The organism is uncultured Virgibacillus sp. (genome assembly GCF_947495635.1).
Lineage (GTDB): Bacteria > Bacillota > Bacilli > Bacillales > Amphibacillaceae > Virgibacillus > Virgibacillus salarius.
In genome coordinates this window covers 1-12,970 of the sequence record NZ_CANMAB010000111.1, presented here as the reverse complement: position 1 = coordinate 12,970, position 12,970 = coordinate 1, and the positions used below count along the sequence as shown (strand labels likewise).

Below are 12,970 nucleotides of genomic sequence, written 5' to 3'. Positions count from 1 at the left end.
TCCACCCGCTCCATCTTAGTACTTTTATTGTAACTAAAAAAAGATATGAATCCCATAATAAAATGGAAATCATATCTCTTTGGACTTTTTCAGTGGCCTCAACTCACCAGAGGTTTTTCTTGCTTCCACCTTTTATTTTTTTCTTCGAATACCGATAACGCGTCCTGCTTCCTTTGGTTTTTCTTCAGGCATACAACTATCTGCGATTTCATCAACATTCGAAAGGATAGCTGTTGGAAACGGTGCAGACTTCCCAGTTGAATGGTCAATCCCCATCAGTAACTGCTCACTTGTCGCAGCTCTTTTTCCGTCTTCACCATATAATTCGAAGAAAGCATGTACACGCTTATTATCATAATCCAACATCTGAAACGATACTTCTATTGGCTCAGCAACATTCATTTCCGCCAAATAACAAACATGTGTCTCTAATGTGAATAATGTATAATTTTCTTGATTACGTACTTCTTCCGTCAGACCTATAGTATACATAAGTTTATCCACAGCTCGGCTAAAAACTCGAACATATTCTGCATCATTCATATGGCCATTATAATCAATCCATTCTTCTCGAACACTATCTTGTAAAATAATCGAGCTTGGCATTAACATTCCCTCATTTCTATATGTCGCCATTAATTGTAGCAGCAGGCCAGTATTTCTTTAATAACTCCTGTAATTCTATTAAAAATTGATCTCTACGTTCTTCTAATTCTTCCATTGTGGTCCCAGCGGTTTGGCTTTCACAGCCAGTTATTACTTTCTCTGTAAGCTCATCCGTTAACTCTGGCGCTACAAGCTTGGTCCATGGTAGCTTTAATGCTGGACCAAACTGTTCAAGAAGATGCTTCATGCCTTCTTTTCCCCCACCCATATGCAAGGTCATGAATGGTCCCATTAATGCCCAGCGTAAACCAGGTCCATATACAATAGAAGCGTCGACCTCATCAGTCGTTGCTATACCGTCATTTACGATATGCAAAGCTTCTCTCCAAATTGCTTCCATTAATCGATCTGCGACATGTCCTTCAATTTCTTTCTTAATGACAAGTGGCTTCATACTCATTTGGTCATAGAAGCTTCTTGCTTTTTCAATAGTAGATCCAACTGTTTTATTACCACCCACTATTTCAACTAAAGGCATTAAATATACAGGATGAAACGGATGTGCAACTATCACTCTTTCAGGATGATACAAACAATCTGCCTGTAATGTACTTGGTAGAATACCTGAAGTACTTGAAGCAATTATAGTAGCTTCTGAAGCATGCTGATCTATTTCTGTAATTACCTTACGTTTTAATGCTTCACGCTCTGGAACATTTTCTTGTACATAGTCTGCAGTTGATACCGCTTTTTGTAGATCCTTCTCGAATGATAAATTAGAGAGTGATGCCCCTGGAGCTAATCCTGTTTCCTTCATTGCCGGCCAAGCTCTATTCACCGCATCCCTTGTCCGTTTTTCTGCTGCTGGATCTGGATCACTTGCTGTAACTCGATATCCATTTGCTAAAAATCTCGTGATCCATCCATTACCAATAACACCAGTTCCAACCACGGTGATATTTTTGATTTTTTTTGTTGATTCTAAAGCTTCTATTGTCATGCTGATTTATTCCCCTTTACTGTATGGGTTTCTTAGTTTTAAATATTCTCGTGCTTCTTGCGGATTCATTACATCATGTCCCAATCCTTGGATTTTTTCAACAGCCTTGTCGACAAGTTGTTCATTCGTTGCTAACTTTCCTTTTTTCAAGTATAAATTATCTTCTAAACCTACTCGTGCATTTCCTCCCTGAACAACAGATTCAGTGACCATTGGCAATTGCATTTTGCCAATACCAAACGCAGCCCATTTTGCATTTTCAGGTAAACGATTTTTCATATATGCTAAAGTTTCTGCGTCTGCGTCTGCTCCCCAAGGAATTCCCAAACAAAATTGATACATCGGATCACCATCAATAAGTCCCTCTTGTAGTAATTGATTAGCAAAGCGAATATGTCCCGTATCAAAGCATTCAAGCTCAGGTTTAACCCCGCTCTCTTTTATTAACTTAGCTTGTTTACGTAGCCAAGTAGCAGGACTAATATAGATTTGATCACCAAAATTAACACTGCCACAATCCAATGTACAGATCTCAGGAAGTAATAATCCAACTGGCTCATGTCGTTCCTCAGGCGTTTGAATATCTGTACCTTTCCCACCTTTTGTCGGGTCTGCTTCACTTGGTAGCCAGTCACCACCTCCACCAGCTGTAAGATTTAGAACAACATCTGTATCAGACTCACGGATTCGTTCAACTACTTCTTGGAATAATTGAACATCGTGACTTAATTTACCAGATTTTGGGTCACGCACATGTATATGTGCAATGGTTGCACCTGCTTTTGCCGCTTTAATCGCTGAATCAGCAATTTCCTTCGGTGTCACAGGAACGTGCGGACTTTTTTCTGCAGTCTCTCCTGCTCCGGTTACTGCACAAGATAGAATTACTTTTCTATTCATATTTATTACCCCCTGCTTGTTTTTTGGGAACATGTTGAAATATTTCGCCACTCTCAAAGAAAGAAATTAATCGTTTGATCCAGTCATAATAATCCATCCACGCTTTTAACTCAATTGTAATTTCAGTTATTAACTGCTCATTTGTATCAGGTAGCTTTTCTACATGATTTAGATCATGCAACTTTTCTTTTAACTTTTGTTCAAAATGGATATGTTTATTGATTGCATTATGCCACGTTGAAGTAAACAGTGACGTGAAAGTTTGATAATAGTCTTGCTCAACCTGATACAAATCTTTTCGAACGCCTTTTTTAAAAGCACGTTCTGCAATATTTAAGTCAATCATTTCACGGACAACCTGGCTCATTCTTGTCTTGCTCATACCTGTTTCCGCAGAGAGTTCATCCAAGGTCATTGGCTTGCCCTGCATATAAATAATTCCTAAGACACGTCCAACTGTTGTAGACACTCCAAAAGATTGCATATTATCTGCAATCTTTTCCACAAAGTGTGATTGAATTTCTACTATTCCTTTATTTGATTGTGACGACATATTAACCATCCTTTTTTAATCTTAGGAAACTGTATCATGGCAGAAGAAATTTCGAAACCAAGATTTTTTGTAGCATTATGGAGTATATAAGAGAATATTGAAGCTGACATTATATAAACTTTATAAATAATAAATTTTATAAAGTTTACGTATTATTTGCCGTTTGTTTGCTCTTCCCCTGTTTGCTACGATTAATAAGTCCTTAAAATCGGAAAAAGCATTATAATAAAGAAAGGTTTTGATTCTTATATGAATTTTAAATTAATTGATTGGCCAACGTTTTTAGGGGCACTTGTCATATTATTAGGAGTATCACTTCCACTTATTATTTTCCCTGAGGCTGGAGCTGAAGTTATAAATGAAGCGAACGTATTTATGACAGGTAATTTTGGTATCCTTTATTTACTGTTAGGTTTGGCATCATTTATCTTTTTATTATTTGTGGCCTTCAGTAAGAATGGTAGAATTAAGTTAGGAAATAAAGAAGAGAAAAAGGAATTTAATACCTTTTCTTGGGCTGCCATGTTATTTGCAGCTGGTATCGGATCCAGTATCCTTTACTGGGGTATGATCGAGTGGGCATACTATTATCAAGGACCACCGTTTGGAGTGGAAGCAAAGTCAAAAGAAGCAATCCAGTGGGCATCTTCATACGGTATTTTTCATTGGGGTCCGATTGCATGGGCTATCTATACATTACCTGCATTGCCAATCGCTTACTTCTATTATGTACGTAAAAAGCCAGTCTTAAAAATTAGTGAAGCTGTTAGACCAATACTTGGTAATCTTGTTGATGGACCAGTAGGAGTAATCATTGACATATTATTCATGTTTGGGTTAATGGGAGGTGCTGGCACAACATTAGCGTTAGGAACACCGATGATCGCTGAAGGTATCCATGATCTAACAGGGATCCCGGTGACATTAGGTTTAAAAGCAGGGATTATGTTACTATGTACTTTAATCTTTGCAATTAGCGCTTATTCTGGATTACGTCGAGGAATAAAAATATTAAGTGATATCAATATTTGGCTAACTATTATCTTAATGGCTTTTGTTTTTATATTCGGACCAACCCTTTTTATTAGTGAAACAACTTTCTCAAGCCTCGGAATTCTTGCAGATAACTTCTTCCGAATGGCAACATGGCTAGAACCATTTCGAAATTTTGGTGGTTTTACAGAAACAGGCTTCCCTGAATCTTGGACCGTGTTTTATTGGGCATGGTGGGTTGTTTATGCACCATTTGTAGGTCTATTTGTTGCTCGCATCTCTCGAGGGAGAACGATTAGAGAAATGATTCTCGGTACAATGATTTATGGAACATTTGGTTGTATTCTCTTCTTTGGTATTCTTGGAAACTTTGGTCTCTATTTACAATTATCGGGATCGTTTGATGTCATTGGCTTTATGAATGATAATGGTGCACCTGCTGCAATTATTGCCATTCTTCATCAATTACCAATGGCTGATATGATTGTAGGTTTATTCACTATTCTTGCCGTCATTTTTCTATCGACAACCTTTGATTCTTCTTCCTATATTTTGGCAGCAGTTGTTCAGAAGCGAATTAAAGGAGAGCCTTTACGTTGGAACAGATTATTTTGGGCGTTCACCCTTTGTCTATTACCTCTCGTATTAATGTTTATTGGTGATTTAAAAGCATTACAAACAGCAAGTATTGTTGCTGGATTCCCACTTATTTTGATTATGTTTCTGTTAGCATGGTCATTTATGAAAGCTTCTAACTACGATATGCAAGCATCTAGAGATTTTAAATCTCCCACCATCCACATAAATAGAAAGGAAATAGAGGAAAGATCCAACCAATCAAAATACTAGCCAATTATCATTTCATGAACACAAATAATCTATATAGACTTTATTTTCTATAACTGCTGAGGAATTTTTTCTCGGCAGTTATTTTTATGTAGAGACAATAATAACCATCATAACTTCGCTATAGCAATAAAAGCAAAAACTAGACCAGACAGGCCTCCAAGCAACATACATTTCGCAAGGAGGCTCTAACGTTCGTCGTGAAATTATTCACAAATTGCCCAAGAAAAAACTAGGCGTTTTCTACAAACTGAAGGTGGTGTATCATCATTTCGTTTACATTCAGCAACTGAAATATACGAGACTACAGTTATAAAAGAGAAACAGTACAAATCTCGGAATGGAGCTTCTTTGCTTGCAGGGAAAATAAACATTTCCCAGGGAAGGAGAGTGTACTCCAGTTGTGTTAAAAGAGAGCAGAGTTATTTGAAAGTGCTTTTTCACTCCTCTGAAGGAAGCAATATTCAATTTTGTATTATTTCAAAGCTTTCTAATATGGACGTTTTCGTATAATATTCTTTTTTTAATTTTACATCTGAAAGAGAGGTATTTAAATACATGTCTTTTTCAAACCAGTCCACCTGTTGAATTTTCTCAATTGGAAAAATAAAATAAGCTTCTTCTGTGAATTTCTCACTATTTTGTACAATTACATAGCTTACCTTCCAATAATTAGTATCAACAATTAAATCAGCAATATGACCAATCTTACCGTCATTTGCATGAACCTTAAAACCAATGGTTTCATCTTCACTTCGAAGATTATAAGTTTGCCAGTCACTCACATGATTCTCATAGTTATCTGAACTATCATTTGTTGATCGCGGGAAGGTCATTGGTTGATCTACTACTCCCCAAATCATACTACCTGCCCAGTATCTTGCCCATCCATAGTAACTAATCAGCGAATTTTCATCATCCTTAGTAACTGCATTTTCTTCAGGTATGGTTGGACTATTTCGAATTACTTCTTTATCATGCTTTACTTCTACATGTTTTTCTCGTTCATTTAGAGCTCGAAAGGACGCTGGTGACATAAGCACACGTCTGCCTGGCAACCACTTTCGTGTATCTACAACTGCATAACGAATGGCCCATTTATTATCATCAAAGTAAAGATCCTTAACCTTTCCCATCACTCCATCTGAAGCATGAATTTTATAATTCTTTAATTCAGATGTTAAAAACATTGTAATCGCCTCCTTAGACGTTTACAAATGTATTACCCTTTATAAAAATTAATAAACCAACCGTATTATTGATATTGATAATAATAGTCAATAGGATAAAATAAACCAACCTTACCGTATGAATCATGGTCCAAAGTAGCAAAAATAATCCCAACTACCTTTCCTTCCCTATTTATTACAGGACTACCACTATTACCTCTGTATACGGGAGCTTCAATCATAATGACTTTTTCTTCCCATGAGGTTAATTTAGTATAGCCGATAATTTTCCCTTCATTTGCTATCCCGTTAAATCGTAATGGGTTTCCTATAAACTGAACTTGTTCGTCTTTCTGCACGGAAGCTCGTTTGGCTAAATTTAAATAAGGTACGTTTTCGGCATCCGCATTTAAAATTGCTAAATCAATAGATGGATGCGTTGTTTCTACGGTTGCATTAAATAAACCAAGCTCAGGAAATACCACAGTTACATTTTCTTCTCCTTCAACCACATGATAGTTTGTCAAAATGGTTCCATCAGCTGAAACTGCAAAACCTGTACCTTTTGAATCTTCTGTTTCTATTGTAACAACTGCTTCTTTATACAATTGAATTTCTTCTTGAAGTGATAACCGTGCGGATGTCTTTAAAAACTCTATTGCGGGTATGGAAAATGTGCGTGGTATTAAAGCAATAACATTAAAAAGAAGCACAACTGCAATTAGCCAAAACGCCCACTTTGGAAATGGACGTTTTGGTTCCAATTGCTCCTTTGCTTCTTTTTCCCTGGCCAAAACCTTTTGTCGTTGTTCTTCAACTAAATCAAAAAGCGCTTCATCATCAATTTCTTCATATAGATCTTCATCGATAATATCCTGCTGCTGTTTATCCTTCTGATCCATAATCCACCTCATCGTTACGATATTTATGAAACAACAGACTTTGCTTTGTTCCCTTGCTGCATTTGATACATTTGATAGTAATAACCCTGCTCTATCATTAATTGTTCATGATTACCATGCTCTTTTATCGTACCACGATCAAGTACAAATATGGTATCAGCTTGTTGAATCGTTGACAAACGATGCGCAATAACTAAGGTTGTTCTTCCTGATTTCAAAACTTCTAGCGCCTCTTGAATCATTGTTTCTGTTTCAGTATCAATATTAGCTGTCGCCTCATCAAGAATCAGTATAGCTGGATCGAAAGCCAATGCACGTGCAAATGATATTAATTGTCTTTCCCCCAATGAAAAAGTTGTTCCTCCTTCTGTTACCTTTTCCTCATATTTCCTCGGTAATTTTTCTATAAAACGATCCGCCCCAACTGCTTTTAATGCCTGAATTGCTGCATCAGTAGTTATATTAGGGTCATTCATCGTTACATTAGACAAAATAGTACCAGAAAATAAAAATGGATCCTGTAGGACGATACCCATATGACTACGAACTTGCTGGCGAGACCATTCTTTTGTAGAGATTCCATCAATTGTAATCTTTCCTTTTTGCGGATCATAGAAACGGAATAGTAAATTCATAATTGAACTTTTACCAGAACCGGTATGACCTACAAACGCAGCAGTCTGACCTGCTTTAATTTTAAAGGATAAATCCTTTAATATATAGTCATCATCATTATAAGCAAATGAAACATGATCAAATTCTACATTACCACGATATCGTTTTACTTGGTCATCCATTACTTCCTCTCCATCATAGTCCATTAATTCAAACACTCGATTTCCTGCCACTCTGGCTTGCTCAATTAAAGGAAGCTGATTAACGATATCCGTAACGGGTTCAAAAAACCGGTTTAGATAATCGACAAATGCATAGAGTAGGCCAATAGATATAACACTAGTAGGCTCTAAAGAAAATGACCCAAAATACCAAATAAATGCTACAAAAGCAAGATTTCGAAAAACAGTAACTAGATTATAAGAGGTTAGTGCACTCAGTTTTACCAGCTTTCGTTGGTAAGTAAAATGGCGCTCATTTAATACCTCGAAGTCCTCCTTTGTTTTCTTTTCTCTGCGAAATGCTTGGATAATGGGCATTCCTTGAATTGCTTCATTAATATTCCCATTGATTTCACTAATAGTTGAACGAATAACAGTATTATATTTCGTACCAAAGTACTTATATACCTTCATCCAACCAATAATTAATGGAATAATTAACAGACATAGAGCAGCAAGCTTTACGTCCAAAATAAATAGTGCTACAAAAATACCAGCCATATAGATGACACTTGTTACAACAATTGATAAAACCCGCTCGTAAAGATCTCGTATCGCTTCCGTATCATTGGTTATTCTTGCCACTATTTTACCAGCTGGTTGATCCACATAGTAATTAATTGGTATACGCTGCGTATGAGCAAATAAGTCGTTTCGCATTTGTTTTACTATTTTATTAGAAGCTTGCTGTAATAGAAAGGTCTGATAAAACTGAAAAAATCCAGCAATGATAAGCAGTATCATATATAGACATAGTAATAATAATATCGGTTTTCGCTCTGGTTTAAAGAATGGATAGATCTCTGATAATGACAGTTTTTCTCCAGTTACTTCAATCTTTTCTGTTGATGTAGTAATCGTTATCGTTCCTTCATCAACAGATCGTTTTCCTTGTAACGGAACTTCTTCATGAACAAAGTAATACGTAGAACCAATTCCTATGATGGTAGCAGTATCACCCACTACTTCATCTTCGTTCTCCAAGCGGTCTGCTCGTTTATAGAACTTATCCTCATATTCAACCGTATCCGTATCGTCCTTTAAAATGACCTGCTGCCAGTTCCCTTCTACGCCAAGTATATGATCATCAATTACTTTTTTCGCGATTAAAGGACCAGCTAATTCTAAAGATACGGCAATAACTAAACAAATTAAGCCAATAATGATACCCTTCTTAAAGCGAAGTGCATAAGAAAAAAGTCTTCTTTCAGTCGTCATTAGCCAGTTACCTCCTTATCTTCTAGCTGTTGTTGATTATATTGTTCTTGGTACCATCCTTGCTGTTTTACTAATTGCTCATGGTTTCCTTGCTCTATAATCACTCCATCTTCTAACACGATAATATGGTCGGCATGCGTAACAGCAGATAGACGATGTGCTGCAATAAATGTCGTCTTATTTTTTCGTTCTTTACGTAAATGATCAATGATTCTAGCTTCTGTTTTTCCATCTACAGCAGACAATGAATCATCTAAAATTAATATCTCTGGATCTTTAATAAATGCACGCGCTAGTGCCACTCTTTGTTTTTGTCCTCCAGATAATGTAACACCACTTTCTCCAACCTGTGTATCTAACCCATTTGGTAGTTGTTTCATATCGTCAAGAAAATGGGCAAGTTGCATGACTCGAAAGATCTCCTCGTCAGTTGCATCTTCCTTCCCAAACTGTATGTTCTCTCGAATTGTTTTTGAAAACATCATTTGGTCCTGTGGGACATAACCAATCCAAGAACGTATTTGCTCAAGCGAAAGATGTTGTAAATCTTCCCCAGAAACAGTTATTTTTCCTTTCATATCAGGATATTGCCGTAAGAGCAGTTTAAAAATAGTCGTTTTACCTGCCCCTGTCTTACCAACAATACCGATTGTTTCTCCTCTTTGCACGTGTAATGAAACGTCTTTTAGTTGCTGCATTTCCGTATCTGGATAGGAAAACGAAACAGATGAAAAATCAATGGAAGTTACTTCTGATACATGAACAGGCTTCGTCGGATCTTTCACATCTGCTTGGTAATTAAGTGTGTGATTTACACGATCCAAAGATGCATTCCCTCGCTGTAAAACATTAATTAGCTCTCCGACAGCAAACATTGGCCAAATTAACATTCCTAAATAAACATTAAATGTAACTAAGTCACCGAGCGTAAGAATATTTTCAAATACGAGAAACGCTCCGTATCCAAGTCCAATCGTATAAGATAGGCCGACTAAAATTTTCATCGTTGGTTCAAATAACGCATCTATCTTGGCAACTTCTATATTTTTTTCATAAACATCTGTTGTCATGGCTTGAAACCGCTGTGCATCTTGCTTTTCTTGTACAAATGCTCGAAGTACCCTGACACCGCGAATCGACTCTAACACGTCATTGTTCATTTCACCAAAGGCTTCTTGCGCTTTTGTAAATCGAGCATGAATAGCGGCACCATATTTGTTCATGACAATCGCCATAATTGGCAATGGAATTAAGGAAGCAATGGTTAATTTCCAGCTAATCGTGAATCCCATCATAGCTATTATCATTAACATGAATATACTTGAATCAACAAGCGTCAACACACCGAACCCAGCAGTTAAGCTTATCGCTTTAAGATCATTTGTGCTTCTAGCCATTAAGTCTCCTGTACGATATCTCCCAAAAAACGATGGTGTCATGGCTAAGAAATGCTGCATTAAATTGCTCCTCATCCATTTTTCTAAAATAACGGCACCACTAAATAAAGTATAATCCCATAGGTAAGAAATGGCGTAATGAATGACGATTAGCAATAAGTATCCCACGATGATTGCAGTTAGCAATTGTAAGGTAAGTGTTTCAAATTGAATATGATCAATCGTATACCCCGCTATCTTAGGTGGGATTAAACCAATAGCACTAGCAATAATTAAAGCAATAATTGCAAATACATATCGCTTCCAATAATGTTTAAAAAACCAATTTAATTTTCTAAAAACACTAAACATAATAAACACCTTCTTTTCTCTATATATAAGGTCTATAAAAATAATACATTCATTTCCTCTATATTCTCTGTATAACAAGCAAACGATAAAGCATTCTTTTCCATTGTGCAGATGCCTTTCCATTAATAAGAGTTTGCGATTTATTATAGGGATGTTAAAAAGCTCTAAAATCACTCCTAAAATGAATCAAAACCCAAAGAAAAACACATACGTCCATGACGTATGCGTTCATAAAAAAGGCAAATAGTAATTAAAAAACTTCCCTTTTCAACACAAAAGAGTCACAGACACCTGTGACACCTTTCAAAAGATTAAATAATGCTAACGTTAACCATAAGTTAACAATTTTACATGTTCACGCTTGAGGTCACAGAGAATATAGAATTTTTTGTTGTCAGTTGCTGATTGATTCGCATGGTATGTGACCTCCTTCTTTTTAGATTCTCAATTATTATAGTATTAGCAAAATTTTAAGTCAATATGTTTTTCACAATTTTTTTAAATAATTGTTGGATGCGGAATATAAAGTCGATCTCCCACTCACACATATTAGGTTTCACCTTATTACTTGAAGTGGGGGCTTACTGCCAGTTATATGTGGGATAAATTTAAATCTCAAATCATATTTCCTTCCTTTTCAGACATACTAAGCTTATAGGAACGGAACAATTTGGAGGCAATTATGAGAAGAGCTAAGAAGAAAAAGACAAGTAGTATTTTCCCGAGCAAATTAGAGGATCTACAGGCGATACTTCAGCAAAAATTTGATCATAATTCCGATTTAAACTATACGATCTATAATCATCAAAACCAGCGGATAGCTGTATTTTATATCACCTATCTCATCGACACAAATAAAGTAGAAAACTCTTTACTAAAACCACTTTTAGAGCGTAAAGAAAGCTGGTCCATAACAGCTTTATTAAATAATATTCCATTAAGTTCTGGAAAAACGGTAGACAACTTGGACGATATATTGAAAGGAATCTTATTAGGTGAAGTATTTATTTACATTGAACAAGACTCCACCATTATTTCTTATACCTTGAAAAAAGAAGAAAAGCGCTCACTTTCTAAGGCTGAAACTGAATCCGTGGTACTTGGTCCACAGGTTGCATTTACTGAATCTCTTGCCACAAATATGAATTTAACTCGTAAAGGGATTTTATCGAATGATCTAGTTTTAGAAAAGATTGTTATTGGTGAACGTTCACCAAAGGAAATACGTTTAGCGTACTTAAAATCAATTGCGAACGAAACAGATATTCAAACCATGCGTCAGCGATTAAATGACCTGGAAATTGATGAAATTGAAGATAGTTCAGTCTTAATTCAATTAATCGAGGATTCGTCCGCTAGTATCTTCCCACAATTCTATGAAACCGAATTACCTGACCGCTTTTCTTATTCTATATCCAAAGGTCGCGTTGGCGTTCTCGTTGAAAATAGTCCAACTGGTATAATTGCACCAGTTACTTTATTCAGCTTTTTTGAATCAACGGAGGATCTTTACATGCGTTGGAATATTGGTAGTTTCTTTCGAATTCTCCGTTTTATTGCCATGTTTATTTCTGTATTATTAACTCCTTTTTATGTAGCAGCAGTAACGTATCATTATGAAATTATTCCGATCCCATTATTAATTTCACTTGGGCAATCCCGGGCAAACGTACCCTTTCCTCCTATTTTTGAAGCTTTCTTACTTGAGTTACTCATCGAATTACTGAGAGAGGCAGGAGCGAGATTACCGACAAAAGTTGGACAAACGATGGGTATCGTTGGCGGTGTTGTAGTTGGAACAGCTGCTGTACAGGCTGGTCTTACCAGTAACATTCTAATTATCTTTATTACACTAAGTGCGCTTGCTTCGTTTACAGCTCCAAGTTATCTGATGGGAACGACAATTCGTGTTTTGCGCTTTCCCATGATCGTTCTTGCAGGTGTCTTAGGTATTATTGGAATCATGTTTGGCATCTGCTTTCTGATTATTCATTTACTAAAACTAACATCATTAGGAAGACCATATTTATCGCCTGTGTATCCGCTTAATTGGCAGGACTTAAATAAAACCTTATTTCGCCTGCCTTATAATATGCAAACAAAGCGATTTTCTTCATTCCGTTTCACTATCGTTGCATTAAACAAAAACAAAAATGTCAAGTATTAATTAATTTCAAATAAATGTAATTAAAGGGAATT

Annotated in this window: 10 protein-coding genes; 2 read left to right on the top strand and 8 right to left on the bottom strand. The window is 36.3% G+C overall.

Translation table 11 applies throughout. The features are described from left to right. Positions 1-132 precede the first annotated feature (132 nt). Genes Q1A47_RS17890 through Q1A47_RS17875 form a run of 4 tightly spaced genes read right to left on the bottom strand, consistent with a single transcriptional unit; the run spans position 133 to position 3,059 of the window. Entirely contained in the window at positions 133-606 is a 474-nt protein-coding gene (locus tag Q1A47_RS17890) for a thioesterase family protein (protein ID WP_026682758.1), read from the bottom strand. A gap of 16 nt (positions 607-622) precedes the next feature. After that, complete coding sequence (locus tag Q1A47_RS17885; protein ID WP_034679631.1) at positions 623-1,606, bottom strand: 3-hydroxyacyl-CoA dehydrogenase NAD-binding domain-containing protein; 984 nt, start codon at positions 1,604-1,606, stop codon at positions 623-625. 6 nt (positions 1,607-1,612) lie between these two features. Next, a complete protein-coding gene (locus Q1A47_RS17880; RefSeq protein WP_121604836.1) occupies positions 1,613-2,506 on the bottom strand; it encodes a 3-keto-5-aminohexanoate cleavage protein in 894 nt (297 codons plus the stop codon). After that, complete coding sequence (locus Q1A47_RS17875; RefSeq protein WP_034679632.1) at positions 2,499-3,059, bottom strand: GbsR/MarR family transcriptional regulator; 561 nt, start codon at positions 3,057-3,059, stop codon at positions 2,499-2,501. Before Q1A47_RS17875 ends, Q1A47_RS17880 begins: the two co-directional genes overlap by 8 nt. Positions 3,060-3,308: 249 nt before the next feature. Between Q1A47_RS17875 and Q1A47_RS17870 the strand changes: the two genes are divergently transcribed. Further along, a complete protein-coding gene (locus Q1A47_RS17870) occupies positions 3,309-4,901 on the top strand; it encodes a BCCT family transporter (protein WP_166529826.1) in 1,593 nt (530 codons plus the stop codon). 461 nt (positions 4,902-5,362) lie between these two features. Here the strand turns inward: Q1A47_RS17870 and Q1A47_RS17865 are convergent, their stop codons facing one another. From Q1A47_RS17865 to Q1A47_RS17850, 4 genes are all read right to left on the bottom strand, one after another. Then, entirely contained in the window at positions 5,363-6,088 is a 726-nt protein-coding gene (locus Q1A47_RS17865; protein ID WP_205388390.1) for a PRC-barrel domain-containing protein, read from the bottom strand. 65 nt (positions 6,089-6,153) lie between these two features. Continuing rightward, on the bottom strand, positions 6,154-6,969 hold the full coding sequence (locus Q1A47_RS17860) for a serine protease (RefSeq protein WP_121604834.1): 816 nt from the start codon (positions 6,967-6,969) through the stop codon (positions 6,154-6,156). Positions 6,970-6,992: 23 nt separating this feature from the next. Beyond that, a complete protein-coding gene (locus Q1A47_RS17855; RefSeq protein ID WP_166529825.1) occupies positions 6,993-9,023 on the bottom strand; it encodes an ABC transporter ATP-binding protein in 2,031 nt (676 codons plus the stop codon). Then, positions 9,023-10,771, bottom strand: coding sequence for an ABC transporter ATP-binding protein (locus tag Q1A47_RS17850; protein ID WP_166529824.1), 1,749 nt, complete (start codon positions 10,769-10,771; stop codon positions 9,023-9,025). Before Q1A47_RS17850 ends, Q1A47_RS17855 begins: the two co-directional genes overlap by 1 nt. 682 nt (positions 10,772-11,453) lie before the next feature. Here Q1A47_RS17850 and Q1A47_RS17845 point away from each other — a divergent pair. Beyond that, positions 11,454-12,938, top strand: coding sequence for a spore germination protein (locus Q1A47_RS17845; RefSeq protein WP_299632605.1), 1,485 nt, complete (start codon positions 11,454-11,456; stop codon positions 12,936-12,938). Positions 12,939-12,970: the final 32 nt, after the last annotated feature.